At 26.0% G+C, this 20,326-nt stretch carries 21 protein-coding genes; 15 read left to right on the top strand and 6 right to left on the bottom strand.

The annotated features are described in order from the left end of the window. Positions 1 to 223: 223 nt before the first annotated feature. Positions 224 to 904, bottom strand: a complete 681-nt coding sequence (locus tag Q1J76_RS00745) for an N-acetylmannosamine-6-phosphate 2-epimerase (protein ID WP_300365389.1) — start codon at positions 902 to 904, stop codon at positions 224 to 226. Positions 905 to 940: 36 nt separating this feature from the next. Then, complete coding sequence (locus Q1J76_RS00740) at positions 941 to 1,366, bottom strand: response regulator (protein ID WP_300365386.1); 426 nt, start codon at positions 1,364 to 1,366, stop codon at positions 941 to 943. 154 nt (positions 1,367 to 1,520) lie between these two features. Between Q1J76_RS00740 and Q1J76_RS00735 the strand changes: the two genes are divergently transcribed. From Q1J76_RS00735 to Q1J76_RS00710, 6 genes are all read left to right on the top strand, one after another. Then, positions 1,521 to 3,248: a motility associated factor glycosyltransferase family protein gene (locus Q1J76_RS00735; protein ID WP_300365383.1), complete on the top strand. Its 1,728-nt coding sequence runs from the start codon at positions 1,521 to 1,523 to the stop codon at positions 3,246 to 3,248. A gap of 11 nt (positions 3,249 to 3,259) precedes the next feature. Continuing rightward, positions 3,260 to 3,913, top strand: a complete 654-nt coding sequence (locus Q1J76_RS00730; protein WP_300365380.1) for an RluA family pseudouridine synthase — start codon at positions 3,260 to 3,262, stop codon at positions 3,911 to 3,913. Between the two features lie 116 nt (positions 3,914 to 4,029). Continuing rightward, on the top strand, positions 4,030 to 4,527 hold the full coding sequence (gene tpx, locus Q1J76_RS00725; protein WP_300365377.1) for a thiol peroxidase: 498 nt from the start codon (positions 4,030 to 4,032) through the stop codon (positions 4,525 to 4,527). 93 nt (positions 4,528 to 4,620) lie between these two features. Next, a complete protein-coding gene (locus Q1J76_RS00720) occupies positions 4,621 to 5,103 on the top strand; it encodes a glutathione peroxidase (protein WP_300365374.1) in 483 nt (160 codons plus the stop codon). A 552-nt stretch (positions 5,104 to 5,655) separates the two neighbouring features. Then, on the top strand, positions 5,656 to 6,393 hold the full coding sequence (locus Q1J76_RS00715; RefSeq protein WP_300365371.1) for a copper homeostasis protein CutC: 738 nt from the start codon (positions 5,656 to 5,658) through the stop codon (positions 6,391 to 6,393). Beyond that, complete coding sequence (locus tag Q1J76_RS00710) at positions 6,390 to 6,512, top strand: hypothetical protein (RefSeq protein ID WP_300365368.1); 123 nt, start codon at positions 6,390 to 6,392, stop codon at positions 6,510 to 6,512. The genes Q1J76_RS00715 and Q1J76_RS00710 overlap by 4 nt, the downstream gene beginning before the upstream one ends. Positions 6,513 to 6,546: 34 nt before the next feature. On the opposite strand, the gene lepB is transcribed toward Q1J76_RS00710, so the two are convergent. From lepB to Q1J76_RS00695, 3 genes are all read right to left on the bottom strand, one after another. Further along, positions 6,547 to 7,068: a signal peptidase I gene (lepB, locus tag Q1J76_RS00705; RefSeq protein ID WP_300365365.1), complete on the bottom strand. Its 522-nt coding sequence runs from the start codon at positions 7,066 to 7,068 to the stop codon at positions 6,547 to 6,549. 66 nt (positions 7,069 to 7,134) lie between these two features. Continuing rightward, positions 7,135 to 7,701 carry an NUDIX hydrolase gene (locus tag Q1J76_RS00700; RefSeq protein WP_300365362.1) on the bottom strand — a complete coding sequence of 189 codons (567 nt, stop codon included), beginning with the start codon at positions 7,699 to 7,701 and terminating at the stop codon, positions 7,135 to 7,137. Then, a complete protein-coding gene (locus tag Q1J76_RS00695) occupies positions 7,685 to 8,731 on the bottom strand; it encodes a hypothetical protein (protein WP_300365359.1) in 1,047 nt (348 codons plus the stop codon). Before Q1J76_RS00695 ends, Q1J76_RS00700 begins: the two co-directional genes overlap by 17 nt. Before the next feature lie 231 nt (positions 8,732 to 8,962). On the opposite strand from Q1J76_RS00695, the gene dnaG reads away from it, so the two are divergent. The 7 genes from dnaG (at position 8,963) to Q1J76_RS00660 (ending at position 18,035) form a co-directional block, all read left to right on the top strand. Then, a complete protein-coding gene (dnaG, locus tag Q1J76_RS00690) occupies positions 8,963 to 10,783 on the top strand; it encodes a DNA primase (protein ID WP_300365356.1) in 1,821 nt (606 codons plus the stop codon). Beyond that, positions 10,780 to 12,546: an RNA polymerase sigma factor RpoD gene (gene rpoD, locus Q1J76_RS00685; RefSeq protein WP_300365353.1), complete on the top strand. Its 1,767-nt coding sequence runs from the start codon at positions 10,780 to 10,782 to the stop codon at positions 12,544 to 12,546. The genes dnaG and rpoD overlap by 4 nt, the downstream gene beginning before the upstream one ends. Positions 12,547 to 12,891: 345 nt before the next feature. Further along, on the top strand, positions 12,892 to 13,092 hold the full coding sequence (locus tag Q1J76_RS00680) for a hypothetical protein (protein ID WP_300365350.1): 201 nt from the start codon (positions 12,892 to 12,894) through the stop codon (positions 13,090 to 13,092). Then, complete coding sequence (locus tag Q1J76_RS00675) at positions 13,052 to 14,131, top strand: lysis protein (protein WP_300365348.1); 1,080 nt, start codon at positions 13,052 to 13,054, stop codon at positions 14,129 to 14,131. Before Q1J76_RS00680 ends, Q1J76_RS00675 begins: the two co-directional genes overlap by 41 nt. A gap of 10 nt (positions 14,132 to 14,141) precedes the next feature. Further along, the gene (locus Q1J76_RS00670; protein ID WP_300365344.1) at positions 14,142 to 15,011 is read left to right on the top strand and encodes a hypothetical protein; all 870 of its coding nucleotides are present in this window, start codon (positions 14,142 to 14,144) and stop codon (positions 15,009 to 15,011) included. Positions 15,012 to 15,481: 470 nt separating this feature from the next. Continuing rightward, positions 15,482 to 17,026, top strand: coding sequence for a glutamine-hydrolyzing GMP synthase (guaA, locus tag Q1J76_RS00665; protein ID WP_300365341.1), 1,545 nt, complete (start codon positions 15,482 to 15,484; stop codon positions 17,024 to 17,026). A 37-nt stretch (positions 17,027 to 17,063) separates the two neighbouring features. Then, positions 17,064 to 18,035 (top strand): DNA-methyltransferase, encoded by a 972-nt coding sequence (locus tag Q1J76_RS00660; RefSeq protein WP_300365338.1) that lies wholly within the window; start codon positions 17,064 to 17,066, stop codon positions 18,033 to 18,035. 5 nt (positions 18,036 to 18,040) lie between these two features. On the opposite strand, the gene Q1J76_RS00655 is transcribed toward Q1J76_RS00660, so the two are convergent. Beyond that, on the bottom strand, positions 18,041 to 18,343 hold the full coding sequence (locus Q1J76_RS00655) for a hypothetical protein (RefSeq protein WP_300365335.1): 303 nt from the start codon (positions 18,341 to 18,343) through the stop codon (positions 18,041 to 18,043). A 219-nt stretch (positions 18,344 to 18,562) separates the two neighbouring features. Here Q1J76_RS00655 and Q1J76_RS00650 point away from each other — a divergent pair, with 219 nt between their 5' ends. Together Q1J76_RS00650 and Q1J76_RS00645 are read left to right on the top strand one after the other, a co-directional pair. Then, positions 18,563 to 19,525 (top strand): DNA adenine methylase, encoded by a 963-nt coding sequence (locus Q1J76_RS00650; protein ID WP_300365332.1) that lies wholly within the window; start codon positions 18,563 to 18,565, stop codon positions 19,523 to 19,525. A gap of 249 nt (positions 19,526 to 19,774) precedes the next feature. Then, positions 19,775 to 20,326 (top strand): DpnII family type II restriction endonuclease (locus Q1J76_RS00645; RefSeq protein ID WP_300365329.1); only part of this gene is annotated, 552 nt, incomplete at its 3' end.

Raw genomic sequence — 20,326 nt, 5'->3', positions numbered from 1 at the left:
CTGTAGACTGTAGACTGTAGACTGTAGACTGTAGACTGTAGACTGTAGACTGTAGACTGTAGACTGTAGACTGTAGACTGTAGACTGTCTATAAATTATATCATAACTATGAAATATCATATGCCACTATACTACCATAAATTAATATTTTAATCAATATATAATTTATAAAAGTTTTGTTAGTAAAGAGTATATTTTTAATATTATATAAAGCTATAATTTTTTATAAAGATTCTATAGCCTTAACAAATTTTTCTGCTATTTGTTTAGGTCTTGTTATAGCACCGCCTACAACAACGGCTAATGCTCCCATTTCTATAGCCTTTTTAGCCTTATTTGGAGTATCTAAATTACCTTCACCTATAACAGGTATTTTTACAGATTTTAATACTTCTTCTAATGTACTTAACGGATCATTTCCTTTTGTATAATCAGTATATCCACATAATGTGGTTCCTACAATATCTATACCTATTTGTTCAGCATAAATAGCCTCAGAAACATTAGAAATATCTCCCATTATGATTTGAGAGGGGTATTTATCCTTTATAGACTTTACGAAATCTTTTAGTTTTATTTTATCAGGTCTTTCTCTATTTGTGGCATCTATTGCGATGATATCTACAACTTCTTTAATTAATTCTTCTACTTCTTTAATAGTAGGGCTTATATATACATTACAATCCCCATAATTTTTCTTTATAATTCCTATAATAGGAAGATTAGTATTTTTCTTTATTTCCTGTATATCAGGAATAGTATTAGCCCTTATTCCTCCTGCCCCAGCCTGTGATGCAGCTAAAGCCATTCTCCCCATTATAAAAGAACTATATAAAGGCTCATCTATTAATGCTTGACAAGAAACTATTAATTTACCTTTTATTTTATCAAATACTTGATTCATAACAGTCCTATATAATTAATGAAATTATAAATACAATTATTTTAAATAATCTTCTCTACCTATAACTTTAGCTAAATGATACATAACAGTTTGACGCTGAATAGGTTTAACAACATAACCATCTACTTTCAATTTGAGAAACTCCATTAACACACCTTTATTAGCATAGGAAGTAACAACTATTATTTTAGAATCTATATTTAATGCTCTTATTCTCTTAAGTAAATCAATTCCATTCATTTGCGGCATTTCAAAATCCATCATTATTATATCAGGCTTATCTACTGCTTCTCTAAGTTTTGTTAAAGCATCCATAGCTCCATCAGCTTCTAATGTTACATCAAATTCTTCTGATAATAATATTTTTCTCTCAGCTATTCTTATAGTACTAGAATCATCTATTACCATTACTTTATACGGTTTACCCACTTTACTATTATATCCCAATGGAAAACTTGACATAAAATACCCCATAACTATTATAATGTATCAATTACATATTTTATAATAATTATCAATATTGTCAATTACTTTTTAATAAAATAATCATATAATTTTGCATTATATTATACTGTCATATATTTGATTTTTATATTTTTTTTGTTATTATAGAGAGATGAATATATCAGCAAAACTTCACTCTTTAATGAATGATAAAAAAAGCGAACTTGATGCTTCATACAAAATAGAAAAAAATAAAGATAATATTATAGTAATTTCAAAAAATGGCAGAGCTTTGCATAGCAAATATAATATAAATAATGAATGTAAAAGAGTATTAGAAAATATTAATAAAAATAAAAATCTGCTAATAATATATGGCTATGGATTGGGATATATTCTAAAATATTTAATAGAAAATATTAATGATTATTTTAATAAAGAAATTATAAAAACTTTAAAAATAATAGTAGTTATAGAAGATATTTCTGTATTTAAATACTCCTATAATAATATATATAACACTGACAATAATAATATTTTTTTTATACATAAAGATGACAGTATCAATTATATAAACAAAATCGTTGATTATAAAAGTATAAATGGAATCAATTTAGTAATGCTTCCAGCACTTACAAAAGAAGAAAAGGATAATGCAAATATCTTTTATACAAAAATACTAAATATAGTAGAAAAAGAAGTATCAAATATATTTACTAATATGTATTTTGAAAATATATGGACTAAAAATATCATATTTAACAGTGAGTATATAAATAATTCATCAGATATATCCTTATTTAAAGAGGCATTTAAAGGTTTAAAAGCATTATTAATATGTCCGGGTCCTACATTAAAACATAGTATAGATATAATAAAAAAAGAAAGAGAAAATTTATTAATTATATGCGTTGATACAAGTTATAGTGTATTATGTAAACATGGTATAATACCCGATTTTGTTATTACGGTAGATGGAGGATTTTTTAATTCTTTAGATTTTGTATATGAAAATACTCAATTCCCATATTTAGTTATGGATATAGCTGCAAACAAAATCATACCTAAATGCATAAAATCAAATATTATAAGATTTACATCATCTGAAAATTTAGGGCTAATAAAATATATTCAGAAATTTACTAAATTATCATACCTTACAACTTCAAGCACCGTTGCAACTACAATGATAGATTTTGCTTGCTATTTGGGATTAGATGAAATATTATTAATAGGTTTTGATAATAGCTATCCTTTTTATGAAAGACATATGAAGCATGCCCTATCATATGAATATATGGTAAATAAAACTAATAAATTAAAAACTTATGAATCATATTATTTTAATACGATAAGAAATAATACTAATATAGATAATTATCCTCCTACAGAATTTGTATTTGAAAGTCAAATGGAATATTTTGATGAGTATAGAAATAAATATTCAAATATGAAAATAAAGAGAATAACAAAAGAAGCGGTTAAAATAAATTCCATAGAAGAAGGACAAATTGAAGATTTTATTATAAATAATATAAGAAAGAAATCATTACATATTGCAAAAAGTATATACAAAAAAGATAATGATGCTAATATAAAAAAAGCTTATAGCGAATTAAAAAATTTACTAGAAGAGTTCAGAAATATTTTATCCAATACTTATGATAATATAAATAACAATTCATGTAATATAGATAATTTATATTATGAAACTATGAATACAGTGAAAGAATATCAAAATAAGGCAGGTATATTACAAACTATACTATCTGCAACTATACTTATGTGTGATAGAGGCGAGAGAGAAAATAGAGAAAAATTAATATTTCTAATTATGGAAAGTTTAAGAAATGTTAATTATTTTTTAACTAGAATATCTCTTATTATAGAAAAATTATAAAGTGATGCAGAATGGAAATTATTTACGAAGATGATTATTTTATTGCTGTTGATAAAGAAGCAGGTATTGAAGTTGATAATAATTTAATAAATGCTATAAAAAAACAATATAATCATATTCATAATTTATATTTAGTACATAGAATAGATAAATTCACATCTGGAATAGTAATTATTGCTAAAGATAAAGAAACAAAAAAATATTTTGAAGAATCATTTAGAAATAAAACAATAAAAAAAGGTTATCATGCAATAGTTCAAGGTTATTTAGAAAAGGAAAATGGTACTATAAATATATCAATAGGAATTGACAAAAAAAATCCAAATAGGAGAATTCCATTATCAATAAAAGAAGGCGGAGAAACAGCTGTAACTTATTACAAGGTATTAAAAAAATTAAATGAACATACATTACTAGAATTAAATCCAGTAACTGGAAGAACACATCAGATAAGGGTACATCTTTCATACATTGGGCATTCAATTATAGGAGATAGAATATATTCAAAAAATGCTGCTGTATACAAAATGAAGGGATTTGCTCTTATAGCTAAAGAAATAAAATTTACTCATTATATAACAAAAGAAGAGATTAATATAAATATAAAATATAATAAAGAATTCTTAATAAGATTAAAATTATTAGAAAAATCAAATAAAAAATAATTATAAACATTTTGTTATTGACTTTTTTGACAATAATTATATATTATTCTTCAAATAATTAATTGAATTTAATAATTATTTATTTTTTATAAACTTTTATTTAAAGGAGTATAAAGATGACAGTTGCATTTCAAGGTGCACCCCAAAATTTAGAAGGTGCTCAATTAGCAGTAGGAGCTAAAGCTTTAGATTTCACAGTATTAAAAACTGATTTAAGCCCATGGTCTTTAAAAGATGCAGGAAATACAGTAAAAATTATTTCTTCTGTACCATCTTTGGATACACCTGTATGTGATGTACAGACTAAAAGATTCAACAGAGAAGCTGCTTCTCTTAAAGGAGTAACAGTTATAACAGTATCAGTAGACTTACCATTTGCTCAAGCTAGATGGTGTGCTGCTGCTAATGCTTCTTCTCATATCGTAGCTTCTGACTACAATCAAAAAGATTTCGGAAGAAAATTCGGTACTTTATTAAAAGAATTACAACTTCTTACTCGTGCAGTATTCGTACTTGATAAGGACAATGTAGTTAAATATGTACAATATGTTCCTGAAATCACTAATGAGCCTGATTATGAGGCTGCTTTAAATGCTGCTAAAGCTCTTTTATAATTTTTGACTGAATTATAATTGAATATAAGGCATGGTAATTTATGTACTATGCCTTTTTATTTTATAAATTTTTATATTAATAAAGGAGTTACTATGAGTATATACGATTACACTGTAAAAGATGCTGAAGGTAATGATATAAGCCTTAAAGATTATGAAGGTAAAGTACTATTAATAGTTAATACTGCAACTAAATGAGGATTCACTAAACAATATTCTGCGTTGCAGGATTTATACATTAAATATCAAAAGGAAGGTTTTGAAATATTAGATTTTCCTTGTAATCAATTCGGAGGACAGGCAAAAGAGCCTATTGAAGAAATTGCCAAAATAAGAGAGGATAGATTTGGCATTACTTTCAAACTTTTCGATAAAATAAAAGTTAATAGTAAAAATGCTGACCCTTTATTTACTTATCTAAGAACAGAAAAAACAACTGAAGAAGGTGTTGATAAGATAAGATGGAATTTCGGTAAGTTTTTAATAGACAGAAAAGGAAATATAGTGGGACGCTATGATCCTAGAGTAAAGCCTGAAGAACTTGATGAAACAGTAGCCGAGTTATTAAAAAAATGATAAAAAATCAAGAGCTTTTATATATTGTTATATAGAAGTTCTTTTTTATTGTATTAATAAAACAATCAATAAATATTCTTTTTTAAGTTTCCTAAATTAATAATATTATTGAACTGACTATTATTTATTTTAAAACCGAATTCTTCTTTTTTATCAGAATTATCATAATCAAAGGCAGTAAATTTAATAGTATTTTTATCAATTTCTCCGCTTATAGGTATTGGAGTATTAACATTATTGTATTTATAATATCCGTCTATATAAGACTTTTTATTTCTAGTAATATCATCAGGATTTGAAATATGTATATTTATTGTAATAGGGTATTTATCAATGCTTCAAAAAATAAATGCTTTGTTATATTAGCAATGTCAGCAAAAGCAGATATGTACATTATATTGAGCAGTAGCATTATAAATAATTTTTCATAAACCTAATCCTTATTATCATTTTATAAAAATAGATATGGTGGATATTATATGATATATTTTGACAATTGGCAAATTTCTAGTATAATCTATATGTTTTAATTTATTTTATAAAGGCAATATTATGAATACAAAAATAGAAATATGTGTGGATTCTGTAGAGTCTTGCATCAATGCTGAAAAAGGCGGAGCTGACAGACTTGAGCTTTGCGGAAATATGTTTGAGGGAGGTACTACTCCTAGTTATGGTGTTTTGAAATTGGCAAGAGAAAAAGTAAATACTCCAATATATGCTATGGTTCGTCCTAGAGGAGGAGATTTCTGCTATGATGATATTGAATTTGAAATAATGAAAAAAGAAATAAAACTTATGAAAGAATTAAAAATTGATGGCATAGTATTTGGTATACTTACAAAAGACGGCATAGTTGATAAAGAAAGATGTGCTGAATTACTAAACTTATGGGGAAGCAGTAAGGCAACTTTTCATAGGGCAATAGATGTAAGTTGTGATTTGAATAAAGCATGCGAGGATATTATATCGCTTGGTTTTGAAAGAATACTCACTTCAGGAGGAGAGGCTAATGTTATGAGCGGTATAATAAAATTAAAAGAATTAGTTGAAAAATATAATGATAAAATAATAATAATGCCAGGAAGTGGAATAAATGATAGAAATATTGAATATATAAAAGATATCGTAAAGGCTGATGAATATCATATGACAGCAAACAAAACAGTTGAAAGCATGATGCAGTATAGAAATGAAAATGTATTTATGGGAGCAGCTTTAAAACCTCCAGAGTTCAGTGTAAAATATACAGATGAAAATAAAGTGAAGAATATAAAAGCAAAATTATGAATACTAAGAAATATGAATTAATTTCAGCATTATCAATATTATATTTATTTATAAGTTCTTCTTTTGTTAATGCTTTGATATCTCTTTTACCGCAAAAGTTTGATAATATGTTAATATAATCTACTATGTTAGATTTCATAAGACCACTACAAATTATTTATGATTATGAAAAATATTACTAAATAACTGGAATCTGCTTTTTGGGCTGAATATGAGTATAACCTTGCCTTTTATATCTCTATCATCTATAAAACCAAAATACCTGCTATCTTCACTCATATTTATATTATCACCCAAAACGAAATACTGATTATTTCCAACTATATAAAAACTATCATCTTTATTAGAAAATATATAATATTTATGTTCTATGAGCTCATCATTCAAATAAAGATCTCCGTCTTTTATCTCTACTTTATCCCCTTCCATTCCTATAACTCTCTTTACAAGATTAGTATCTTCATAATTAAATACTATAACATCGAAATTTTTAATTCTATTGAATATAAAATTCTTCTTTAAGAGAAGTATTTGATCCCCTTCAAAAAATGTAGGCTCCATAGATTTATTTGTAACTATATAAGTATCAAAGAAAAATATTCTTATAAATCCAGCCAATATAACAGCACTGAATGAAGCTAATATAATCTCAATAATTTGTTTTTTATTCATCATAATTGAAGCATTATATAAGAAAATATATTTTTTTAAATATTAAAATTTTAATTATCAAAAACTAATTCATAAATTCTTTATATAATAAGAAAGTGCCTCTTTAGAAGATTCAAATGCTATTTTTTCTAAATCAATATCATCTCTTTTTATAAAAATAACTTCTAAAGCATCATCATTAGCACTTACATCTGGTATATAATCTAATTTTGCATAAAAGAATATGTCAGTTGTAACATACATAATTCCATCATATACATATTCATTTACCCCACTCATAAGAAAAGTTACTTTATCCAATTTTATACTAGTTTCTTCAAGTATCTCTCTAGTTGCAGTTTCTTCTGCTCTTTCATAAGGCTCGCAAAAACCTCCGGGGGTATCTATATAACCTTTTTTAGGTTCAAATTTTCTCTCAACAAAAACTATACCTATTGGGGTTTCTATTATCACGCCTACTGCAGATGCTGGATTAGTAAAATAAGTTCTATTACATTTTGAACATTTAAAAATCTTTATATTATTAAAAATAAAACTATCCTTTTCTCCGCAATAAGGACAATATTTAAATTGATATTTTGCATGCTCTTTTATTTTTAAAGCATTTATAAAATTATTATTAGTATGTTCTTGCATAATTTTTATTAATATAATATGAAGCTATATTTTTAGCATTACATATAAATACATCAGATTGTGCCCATATACCAAAAGGTGCTGTTTCAAAAGATATATTATGAACATCTGTAACATTTACACTTTCATAATTATAATTATTGGGATCAACATTATAAAAATCATATATATAATAATAATCAACATTCATATTATTCATTTTTTCCTCTATTAAAGTTTCCATCTCTTCCATAGTATTTGCTACTATATAGTATGTAGAAATAAAAGTCCTTTTCTTACATCTGCCTAAACTTTTAACCGTAACATTCCACCATTTTGGAACTTTTATTAAATTATTTATTTCATTTAAATTTACAGTAGTAAATCCATATATAGACTTTAAATTATTAATGATATCATAATAATCAAAAACATATTCTTCGGTTTCAGAACAGCCCTCATCAGCGACGATAGAAGATAAAGAATAATGCATATGATCATAATCGCTAATAAAAGAAACATCATCATTTAGTAAATTATATAACTTTAATATATGATTAATTTTTTTCATATTATTATATGAAGTATTAATCTCTATTTCCTTATCCAAATTTATAAAGACTTCAAATCCTGTAAGTTCATCTATAACACCAAATCCAACAAATCCACATTCTACCCATAATTCATTATATCTTTTGAACACTTTTCTTATCTCATTCATTGAAACATCAGGATCGCTCATTAATATATCAAAATATCTATTAATATCTTCACTAATTCGCTCTATAATCATCGTTCCATATGAAGGAAATAATTTTAATAATTTCATATATAATGATGAAATTTTCTCAGCTGAAACAGAAATTTTATATGAATACATATCTCCATTATCTGTATTCTTCAATTCTATTTTTGTCCCCTCTATAGGATATACATATTCACTAGGTACTACGCCTAATGGAATATGAAATTTATCTATGATAATCCTTCTTGATTTTATATTGTTTAAGATCCTTCTTCTTTTCTGACTCTTTTCAAAATAACTAAACACAATAAGTCTCCGCAAAAGATGTTCTCATTATAATAATAAAAATAAGAATTTTGTCAAGTAATATATATAATATATATAAAAATGAATTTATTTTTTATAAGTTTTTATATATAATGCTTGACTTTTTTAAAAATATTTTTATATTTATGCATATTTATTTATAGGGTTAATATATAATTTTATGTTCTATATCCGATTAATATATAGATATTATATTCGAGTTTATTGATTGTGGACAATTTATTTATTGAGAAATTAAATAATCTATTATCTAGAGTATCCCTTATAGATATACTTAGAGAAAGGTATAAAGTTGTACATAGAGGTGGAAATAAATATACAGTACAATGTCCTTTTCATAAAGATGGGCAGGAAACTAATCCTTCTATGTCTGTTGATGATGATAAAGGGGTATATAAATGTTTTACCTGCGGGGCTAAAGGAAATGTTATAACTTATCTTAAAGAAAAAGAAAATAAATCCTTTAAAGAAGCTGTACAATATTTGGGAAATAGATTTTCAGTTGATGTTAGCGATTTTTTTTCTGCTAAAACATCACAAAAAGATAAAATATATTTAGAAAGCAGAAGAATTAATAGAATAGCATGCAATTTTTTTGGTAAAAATTTATTTTTGAAGGATAAAGATGGAAACTATTTTTATAAAGAAGCTGAAAAATACTTAAAGTCAAGAAAAATACCATTCAGCATCATAAAAGAATTCAAAATAGGGTATGCACCACCTAGTTGGAATGCTCTTATTAATTCTTTAACTGAGAATAAAATTACAGTAAATAATATGAATATATTGGGGTTGGTTAGTGTAAGCAAGAATAATCCAAATCACTATTATGATACTTTTGTTAATAGGATAATGTTTCCAATAATAAATGAACGAGAAGAAGTGATAGGTTTCGGTGGTAGAAGTATAGATGGAAAAGAACCTAAATATTTAAACTCTAAAGAAAGTTTGATATTCAAAAAAAAATCTTCATTATATGGTATAAATATAGCAAAATCACATATAATGAAGCAAGATGAGGTAATATTAGTTGAAGGTTATATGGATACCATAGCATGCCATAAAATGGGCATAAAAAATGCTGTTGGTACTTTAGGAACGGCAATTACAGAAGAGCATGCTAAAGAGATAAAAAGATATACTAAAAATGTATTGCTAGCTTTGGATAGCGATGAGGCTGGAATAAAAGCTGCCAAATCTGCTATAATTACACTGTTGAAGTTTGACTTAAAATTGACTATACTTTCTGTACAGGAAACTAAAGATTTAGATGAATTTTTTACGGTTTATGATAGAAATCGGTTTGATATACTATATAATAGTAAAATTGATTGGTATAATTTTGTTATAGATAGCGAATTGAAAAAAGATATTCCATTTCTTTCTATATCAGAAAAATTAGAAGTTATTAATAATTTTTACAAATATTTAGATGCAGTTAGTAGTGAAACAGAAAAACAAATGATTATTTCATATGTAGCTTCTAAACTTAATATAGATAAAGAAGCTTTTAAAAAAGATTATTTGAAAACACATAAGGTTAATCGATATGGTTCTGACATCAAAAATGATAAGAAAATAAAGAATATAGATAATAACTTTTACTATGAAAATAGTTTAATATATTTACTTGCTTTGAATCCTTCTTTAATTAAAGAGGCTGAAAAAGAGATTAGTGTTGATCTTATAAAAAAAGATATAACAAGAGAATTTTATATAAGACTTTTAACTCTTAATAAAGAAGCAAGCTCAGAAGATGCTCTCACAATATTAGGAAATGAGCATATAGCAAATCAGATTCTAAGCAAGAAAAAACTATATAGTGAAAATATATATGAAAAATTGGAGGAGCTTATTATTAAAATTAAAAGCGGCTGTATAGACTCAAAGAGAAAGGAAGTTTTAGAAAATAATTCATTAAATAATATTCTTCAAAGTAATGATGGATTTGAGGCTATCTGTGAAAAAGCACGTGAAATACATTTACTTAATAAGCAAAAAGAAAAATTACATCAAGGAAGTGATTTATGATGACAGAAGAAGATTGCGATCTTTTGATTAAAAATAATGAAAAAATTAGAAAGCTACTCGAAAAAGGAAATGCCAATAAATATCTTACTTTCAAAGAGATTAATGGTGCCATTGATAATATGGATACCGATGTAATGGACATACTATTTCAATTATTAGCTGCTAGAAAAATAGTTATTGTAGAAGATAAGAGAGAATTTGAAAGTCTTTCCAAAAATCAAAATAAAATTGATGATGCTGCTAAATTTATACATGTAGAAGATAAAGTGGGAAATAATGATGATCCTATTAGACTTTATCTTAAAGAGATTGGAAAAGTTAGTCTGCTTACACATGATGATGAAGTTGAATATTCTAAAAAGATAGAATCAGGAGAATCTGAGATAGAAAGTATTATACTCAATACTCATCTTGTTGTAGGAGAAGTATTAAACACTATAAAAAATGTACAGATAGGTAAAGTGTCTATACATGAAATATTAGAGCCGCCTAGAATCTATAATGTTTCCACTCAGGAAAAAAGAAAATTAGAAAGAAAGTATAAAAACTTTGAAAAAGAATATACAGCATTAGCTGAAAAATACCTTGCTTTAGACAAGAGAATAAAAAAGATTACAACTCAGAAAACAATCAAAGCTCTTACTAAAGAACAGGAAGAAGTTAAAGAAAATATAGTAAAACTTCTAACTAAAGTAAGATTAAATAGAATGGAAATAGACAGAATAGCTGAAAAACTTAAATTCTATTTGCATAGAATAAATCAAATAGAAGAATATTTTGAAAAGCTTAAGAAGAGATATTATAATAAAGAGATATCCGATTTTGAAAACTATTATAATGAGATAGAATCAGGAAATAAAGACATATACATAAGACTTGTAGATGACTTTAATATTACTCCTGAAGCTATAGAGGCAGTTATAACTAGTTTTCATAAAGCACAAATTCGTATGGCTGACATTTATGATGAAGTTCGTATTGATAAAGAAACTTTAGTGGAATGGGTTCGTAAAATTGATTCAGCTAGAAGAAAAATAGCTCAGGCTAAAGATCATATTGTTAAGGCTAATTTAAGACTTGTTATTGCTATAGCCAAAAAATATGTTAATAGAGGTCTTCATTTCTTCGATTTGGTACAGGAAGGAAATATCGGACTTATAAAGGCTGTAGATAAATTTGAATACAAAAAGGGTTATAAATTTTCTACATATGCTACTTGGTGGATTCGTCAGGCTATTACTCGTTCTATAAGCGATCAGGCTAGAACTATAAGAGTACCTGTTCACATGATAGAACAAATCAATAAAGTTCAAAGAGTATTAAGACAGTATATGCAGCAGCATGGAAGAGAGCCTTCTATACAAGAAATTGCAAAGGCTTTAAGCTGGCCTGAAAGCAGGGTAAAAAGCGTAAGAAATGTTGCTAAAGATCCTGTATCTCTGAATGCTCCTATAGGCGATGAAGAGGATACTATTTTAGGAGAACTAATTGAAGATAAAGAATTTGAAAGTCCTCAAAACATCACAACTTTCAAAATCTTAAGAAAGCAAATTGACTCAATACTTGACAGTTTGCCAGACAGGGAGCAGAAAGTTATAAGAATGCGTTTCGGACTTGTTGATGGATATTCTCATACTCTTGAAGAGGTTGGATATGTATTCAAAGTTACTAGAGAGCGTATTCGTCAGATAGAGGCTAAGGCTATAAGAAGATTAAGGGCACAGTCAAAGAAAAAAGAATTAAAAGATTTTCTTGATTCTTAATATTAAACTAAAAGATTTCAAAGGAGGCATTTTTATGTCTCCTTTTTTTATATATATCATAAATAAAAAAGCTTGGGTGGGTGTGCTTTTTCTATATGAGTATAAAAAATAAACAAAATAAAAAATTCAAATTAAATAAAAAAGAATAGAGGGCGGGAATGTAAATAGACCATTAATATATAGTTGTTTTTTTTATTTTTATATTAAAATTAAAGTAAATAGTAATTCTACAGAAAATGTATACAATATATTGTTTATCATTAATTTTTTATATGATATATTTTCCTAAAAATTATTTAGGAGTTTTTATATGAAAAAAGGAAAATTTACTTACTTACTTACTTAATGATACTTTTAGTATTATTTAATTTTTATTCATGCTCCAAAGCAAGTATTACATCTCCAACATCTCAAAAAATAGATGAATTACAAATTTCTTATTTGGATACATCCAATAATATAGTAGAAGAAAAAACAGATTCTATAGTTATGAAATTGAAGGATAATGCAGAAGGATTCTATATGTATTCAAAAAAAAACAGCTGAAAATGAATACACTTCTTATCTAACAGAAAATGAAAATGGTATTGTTATTTCTATGGTATATAAAAATGGTTCTAGTTTTCCAAGCGAGATAAGGGTTTTTAAAGACGGACAACTTGCTGTTGGAACTATTACTCCATATAGAGAAAAAACTCAGACTTATGATATAATATGGTATATGGATAATCAAGTAGAAACTTTTTCAGATATTAGTTTATCAAAAGATATAAATACATCTAATAACTTTTCAAATTTAGATACAAAGTTAAAATATCAAGTAGACACAATAAAAAACAGTTTATTAATATGGCAATCTATAGATAAATATAATAGTTCATCTTCACCAAATACATATAGTATAATGGCAAGAGGATGGTTTGATAAATTAATAGGGGCATTTATAGGAATTATTGCAATAGCTATAGCAGTATTCATACCAGTAGTTATACCTGCTGTTGCCGCTATTGGAGGAACTGCAGCTGCAACAGTTGTCGGTATTGGTATGGCTGGAACATCTGCGGCAGCAGTAACTGTAGCAAATGAACTAATTTATCATTCTGATGAAAAAACAGAAGAAAAAAAAGATGAAAATGATAAATTAATAAATAAGCAGTCAATTGTTAATATAGTCAACAATGATAATAATAATTTAATTCAGTATGATGATTTTATTAAACTAGATGCTGATACTTCATATAATAGATTAAATTTAAATATACAAGCTATACAAAATTCTATATGCAATGGATTAGTATCAATTGAAGTTATGAATACAAATACTAATGATACTAATTATTATGCAAATACAAGAAAATATTTTGTATTTGATCATGATGGTATAGAAAATGTAGTAAAAAGCGACTATAGTATATGCAATATAAATATAGATGAAAAATCATCTAAATTATTCACTATAAGAAAATTGAACAACATAACAGATAAAAAAGATGATAAAGAAATATATCTTGTATTTACATTTAATGATAATAATATTAAAATAAATAATAGAGTTGGAAATAAATTTAGAATAAGAATAAATTAAAGGAATTTGTATGAAAAAGTTAGTATTATCTGCTTTAATATTCATTTCAATATTTACTAAATCAGCATTTACAGAATTTGAAGCTAGTATATATGTACCTATAGGTATTGCTTCCACATTTCCTAATATAGTGGATCCTAAACGGAATTTTGTAAGAAATATTTATATAGATACGACTAAATCAGATATGAGTTTTAATATAGGAGTTACTGGAAATTTTGGATATAGATTCAATATAAATGAAAATAATGCTATAAGTATATTAACTGAAATTGGATATTCAAGGCTTGATTTCGCTTCTAGATTTAAAGCTAAAACTGATAATAATTACGGAAACAATAAAATATATAATGCAAGTCAGAATTTAGTTTTTCATACACTCAATATAGGATTAATGCCTAAATATGCTGTTAATCTTACATCTTTACTAAAAAATATTAATCCAAACTATGAAGGTAAAATGGAGCTTAATATAGGTATAGGTTTCGGAATGAAAATTGCATTGGCTGGTGAATATTATAATACAATGAATAATAATGCTGATGAAAATTATAAAAGTCATTTGGTAGAAAAATATTCATTTAAAGATATAAAAAGAAAATTTGATTATCCGTTTATACCATATATAAAACTTCAAATTGATGATTATTTTTATTTTAATGAAAAGGTAGCATTTTTATTTGGTGTAAGTTTAATATATAATTTTGATATATTCTATGATATTGCTAATATGTCTTATGAAGATTATAAAAAAATATACAGTGGATATCCAAGTATTGGAGGCGGTCCTGTTGGTTACTATGAAAATTATAATATAAAAAAATATGGTTTTTCTAGTTTTGAAATAGCTTTCAATTTAGGTATGAAATTCGGTAATTAATATATTATGCATATAACACGATAAATTTAAAAAAGCTTGGGCGGGTGTGCTTTTTCTGTGTGAGTATAAAAAATAAACAAAATTAAAAATCCAAATTAAATAAAAAAGATAAAGGGCGGGGAATGTAAATAGATTTTAGATTTATTCTAATTCCCCACCCTTTATATTTAATACTTTATTTTAAATTTAAAATTTTATTTATCTTTATTATTTTAATATGAATGAGAACACCCACCCAAGTGTTTTTTAAATTTTCTGTTCCAATCAGCGCACGATTAATCTTTTACACAAAATAAATTTTATAAATAAAGAAATTTTAATTATTCAAAAAATCTTATCACCGTGCGTATTAATTTTTTTGATATATGCATTGTGTTATGATAACTATTAATTGAAATTTTATCATTTTAATATAATATTATTCAATTAGTCGCATTTCAATATAAGAATAATAATAAAAGAGGAATTATATGCAAAACAATATAGATAAGGTTTTAATACTAGATTTCGGCTCACAATTTACACAATTGATAACAAGAAGAATAAGAGAATTGAATGTATATTCAGAGATTCACCCATTTTATGTTTCAATAGATTTTATAAAAGAATTTAATCCTAAAGCAATAATACTTTCAGGAGGTCCTTCAAGCGTATATGAAGAAGATGCACCGAAAGTAGATAAAGAACTTTTTGAACTTGGAATACCAATACTAGGAATATGCTACGGTATGCAGATAATAGTATACTCTATGGGAGGAAAAGTTGAAAATGCTGAAAAACGCGAATATGGAAAAGCTGAAATTGAAATTAGTAATCATGAAAGCATATTTAAATCTTTTGATAAAAGTAATATAGTATGGATGAGTCATGGTGACAGTATTAAATCCATTCCTGAAGGCTTTGAACTTATAGCAAAAACGCCGAATACTGAACTTGCTGCTATAGAAAATAAACAAAAAAATATTTATGCTATACAGTTTCACCCTGAAGTGGTTCATACTGAAAACGGTATCAAAATAATAGAAAATTTCTTATTTGATATTTGTAAATGCGAAAAAAATTGGAATATGGGTTCTTTTATAGAGTATGAAATAAAAAGAATAAAAGAAGTAGTAGGTGATAAAAATGTAATACTTGGGCTTTCAGGAGGAGTTGATTCTTCTGTAGCTGCAGTTTTAATAGAAAAAGCTATAGGAAAGCAGTTAAAGTGTATATTCGTTAATAACGGACTTTTGAGAAAAGATGAAGAAAAAAAAGTAATTGAAGTATTCAGAGATAATTTCAATATAGACTTAATTTATGTCAATGCTTCAAAGAGATTTTTAGATAAATTAGAAGGTGTTACTGATCCTGAACAAAAAAGAAAAATAATAGGGCATGAATTTGTTAATGTATTTAATGATGAGGCTAAAAAAATAGAGAATGTGGGATTCTTAGCACAAGGAACTTTATATCCTGATGTTATAGAAAGTGTATCTTTAAGGGGAAGTTCTGCTGTTATAAAAAGCCATCATAATGTAGGCGGACTCCCAAAAGACATGAAATTTAAACTTTTAGAGCCTTTCAGAGAGCTATTCAAAGATGAAGTTAGAGAAATAGGTTTGGAATTAAAACTTCCTGAAGACATAGTATACAGACAGCCTTTCCCTGGTCCAGGTTTAGCGGTTAGAATACTTGGTGATATTACGGAAGAGAGGGTAAAAATACTTCAAGAAGCTGATGATATAGTGGTAAGCGAGATAAAAAAAGCAGGACTTTATAGAAAATTATGGCAGTCTTTTGCGGTGCTTCTTCCTATAAAAAGTGTAGGGGTTATGGGTGACGGAAGAACTTATGAGCAGGTTTGTGCTATTAGGGCTGTAGAGAGTGTTGATGCTATGACTGCTGATTGGGCTAAAATTGATTATAATGTTTTGGGTATAATATCTAATAGAATAATAAATGAAGTTAAAGGTATTAACCGTGTAGTTTATGATATATCTTCTAAACCTCCTGCAACTATAGAATGGGAATAATTTTTTTAACTGAATATCATTGAACCATGGAAAATACATGAATACTAAAGCTAAATCAGTAAAAAATAAAACTATTGATTTTGATATAAATACAGAAGAAGGTAAATTGTATTTTAATAAATGCATTATAGATAGCAGTAATACAAAAGAATACAATAAAGAAAATATTATAAATAAAACTATAAATGGAAACACTTTTGATGTATTAAAAAAAATAGAAAAGAATATAGCTGATTTAATGATAATAGATCCTCCTTATAATATATCAAAGGATTATCATGGATTCAAATTCAAAGATACAGATAATTTAAGCTATGAAAAATATACTCATCTTTGGGTAGAAAGCATTATTCCTATATTAAAAGAAAATGCTACCATATATGTATGCTGCGATTGGAAATCTAGTCTTGTGATAGGAAATGTACTTGATAAATATTTTCATATACAAAATAGAATAACTTGGCAGAGAGAGAAAGGTAGAGGTGCTAAAAATAATTGGAAGAATGGAATGGAAGATATATGGTTTGCTACTCTTTCCAATAAATACACTTTTAATGTAGATGATGTAAAAATAAGGAGAAAAGTAATAGCTCCATATAGAATAGAAGGAAAGCCTAAAGATTGGATAGAAACAGAAGACGGAAATTTTAGAGATACTTGTCCTTCCAACTTTTGGGACGATATATCTGTACCTTATTGGTCTATGCCTGAGAACACTGCTCACCCTACTCAAAAACCTGAGAAGTTAATCGCAAAATTAATATTGGCAAGTTCAAATAAAAATGACTTTATATTTGATCCTTTTTTGGGAAGCGGTACTACTTCGGTTGTTTCCAAAAAATTGGGACGCAATTATTCAGGTATAGAACAGCATAAAAATTACTGTGCTTGGATAGAAAAGCGTTTGGAATTAGCAGAAGAAAATAAATATATTCAGGGTTATACGGATAATGTATTTTGGGAGCGAAACACTATCTCTTTGCAGAAGAAAATCAGAAATGGGAATTAAAATTATTATTTTTTCATTTTTATAATTTTTTTAGTTCTTTTATCTGTTATTGAAGCTACGATAATTAATTTTATCTCTTCAAATCTATTTTTACTTAATTGTCGTACCCCTTTCTCAAAAGCTAAACATAATGATATTTGATCGCTTTTTGAACCTACTTTTAATATGTACAATTGAAGTTTATCATTAACATAATCTTCTTCATCTCTTTGTAGTCTCCAATAAGCCGCATCGTAAAGAGTAGATAAATCAGAATATATTGATTTATATATTTCTAAAATATAAGCTATAAAATATATAATTATCACTTATAATAAAAATTATATATTATTTTTGTATATTAAATATTTTATAATCAAAAAACAATTGTAATTGAATATTGATATTATTCAAAATAATCATATAATATGAAAGATATATTAATATAAATTTATAGTAGCTATGCAATATAAAATTAATACTGAATATTATATTTTAAAATATAATATTAGTTTTATAATTAATTATGCCAAAATGGGGATAATATATTGATTATTCAAAAAACTGTACAAGAATATATAAATTTAGGATACTCCTACTACATAAAAAATAATGACATAAAGGTTAAGCCTTTTTTAAAATGGGCAGGTGGAAAAGGACAGATGATTTCAGAAATAGAAAAATATTATCCATTTGCCAATACTACAATTAATAAATATGCCGAACCTTTTGTAGGTGGCGGTGCTGTACTTTTTGATATTTTAAATAAATACAATTTAAAAGAAGTTTATATTAGTGATATTAATTCTGAACTAATAAATACATACAATATTATTAGAGATAATATTGATTCTATAATAGATATTCTTTCCGTAATACAATTAGAGTTTACATCTATTGATATAGACAATAGAAAGGCTTATTATATAAAAAAACGAGAACGTTTTAATGAATTGAAACTAGATAATAATAAAGATATCAATATTGAAAAAGCGGCTCTTATGATTTATCTTAACAAAACATGTTTTAATGGATTATATAGAGTTAATAAAAATCGAAAATTTAATGTTCCAATGGGGCATTACAAAAATCCAAAAATATGTGATGAAGAAAATTTGAGAGCTGTTTCAGACAAACTAAAAAATGTAACTATTGTATGTGAAGATTATCATAAATCTGATGACTTTATTGATCAAAATACATTTGTGTATTTTGATCCTCCATACAGACCTCTAACAACAACATCTAGTTTTACTGCTTATACTGAAAATGAATTTAATGATAAAGAACAGATAGATTTATCTTCATATATAAATAGATTGCATAAAAAAGGAGCTAAAATTCTTGTTAGTAACTCTGATCCTAAAAATATTAATATAAATGATACTTTTTTTGATGATATTTATGCTTCATATTTCATTAAACGAGTAAATGCAACTAGAATGATTAATAGTAATGGTCAATCTAGAGGAAAAATAAAAGAATTACTAATAAGTAATTTTTTAATATAGTAAAAAGGAGTGAATATATATGCCATATGGTGAATATGCCGAGTGTCCATATTGTGGTAAGATTGTATTTGGAAAAGTTAAAATTGAAGATGAATTTGGTTATCGTAATATGGGCGATGGAAAATAATTCCACATCATATTGTAGGGTATGTAGAAGTGTTGGTTGTGAGGCAGGAAAGCCTTGTAAAGCAAATAAATAATGTGAGAAGTGTGAAAATATTTTATTTTCACACTTTAAGGTTTAAATATATGAATAGAAATTTTAACAATTGGCTATCTACTTTTCGTGATAGCATTGCCAATTATAAATATTATGTAGACTTTGAAAAAGTACATTGCAATGTTGATAGCATTAAAGTAGAGCTAAATATACTTAACACGCTTATCGGATCAAAAAATATTAAAAATGATTTTAAAGCTTTAGTTGAGAAATACCCAGAAATTTTAAAATGTATACCTTTATTACTTGCTGTTAGAACTAATGAAATATACTGCCAAGATATTAATGGAGGATATTTATATAAGTTTAATTCTAAAGATGTTTCTTTCAGTATAAATGAAGAATATGATAAGTATGCATATTTTATGGAACACACTGGTCTATTTGATTTATTGGAAAACCATATTATTAATAGTCTAGTTGATTATGCAACAGGGGTTGAGACAGGTTTAGATTCTAATGGACGTAAAAATAGGGGTGGTCATTTGATGGAAGACTTAGTAGAAAGTTTTATCAAGAAAGCAGGTTTTCAAAAAGGCAAAACATATTTTAAAGAAATAAAAATAAAAGAAATTGAAGAT

Source organism: Brachyspira sp., from assembly GCF_029258575.1.
Classification (GTDB): domain Bacteria; phylum Spirochaetota; class Brachyspiria; order Brachyspirales; family Brachyspiraceae; genus Brachyspira.
This window is presented reverse-complemented; position numbering and strand designations above follow the sequence as displayed.

Excerpts from the sequence above, each read along its gene's own strand:
- guaA (WP_300365341.1), top strand. The coding sequence starts at position 15,482 with ATGCAAAACAATATAGATAAGGTTTTAATACTAGATTTCGGCTCACAA.
- Q1J76_RS00670 (WP_300365344.1), top strand. The coding sequence starts at position 14,142 with ATGAAAAAGTTAGTATTATCTGCTTTAATATTCATTTCAATATTTACT.
- Q1J76_RS00680 (WP_300365350.1), top strand. The coding sequence starts at position 12,892 with ATGATACTTTTAGTATTATTTAATTTTTATTCATGCTCCAAAGCAAGT.
- Q1J76_RS00740 (WP_300365386.1), bottom strand. The coding sequence starts at position 1,366 with ATGTCAAGTTTTCCATTGGGATATAATAGTAAAGTGGGTAAACCGTAT.
- Q1J76_RS00715 (WP_300365371.1), top strand. The coding sequence starts at position 5,656 with ATGAATACAAAAATAGAAATATGTGTGGATTCTGTAGAGTCTTGCATC.
- Q1J76_RS00735 (WP_300365383.1), top strand. The coding sequence starts at position 1,521 with ATGAATATATCAGCAAAACTTCACTCTTTAATGAATGATAAAAAAAGC.
- Q1J76_RS00675 (WP_300365348.1), top strand. The coding sequence starts at position 13,052 with ATGCAGAAGGATTCTATATGTATTCAAAAAAAAACAGCTGAAAATGAA.
- Q1J76_RS00730 (WP_300365380.1), top strand. The coding sequence starts at position 3,260 with ATGGAAATTATTTACGAAGATGATTATTTTATTGCTGTTGATAAAGAA.
- rpoD (WP_300365353.1), top strand. The coding sequence starts at position 10,780 with ATGATGACAGAAGAAGATTGCGATCTTTTGATTAAAAATAATGAAAAA.
- Q1J76_RS00660 (WP_300365338.1), top strand. The coding sequence starts at position 17,064 with ATGAATACTAAAGCTAAATCAGTAAAAAATAAAACTATTGATTTTGAT.
- Q1J76_RS00700 (WP_300365362.1), bottom strand. The coding sequence starts at position 7,701 with ATGCAAGAACATACTAATAATAATTTTATAAATGCTTTAAAAATAAAA.
- lepB (WP_300365365.1), bottom strand. The coding sequence starts at position 7,068 with ATGATGAATAAAAAACAAATTATTGAGATTATATTAGCTTCATTCAGT.
- Q1J76_RS00745 (WP_300365389.1), bottom strand. The coding sequence starts at position 904 with ATGAATCAAGTATTTGATAAAATAAAAGGTAAATTAATAGTTTCTTGT.
- Q1J76_RS00710 (WP_300365368.1), top strand. The coding sequence starts at position 6,390 with ATGAATACTAAGAAATATGAATTAATTTCAGCATTATCAATATTATAT.
- tpx (WP_300365377.1), top strand. The coding sequence starts at position 4,030 with ATGACAGTTGCATTTCAAGGTGCACCCCAAAATTTAGAAGGTGCTCAA.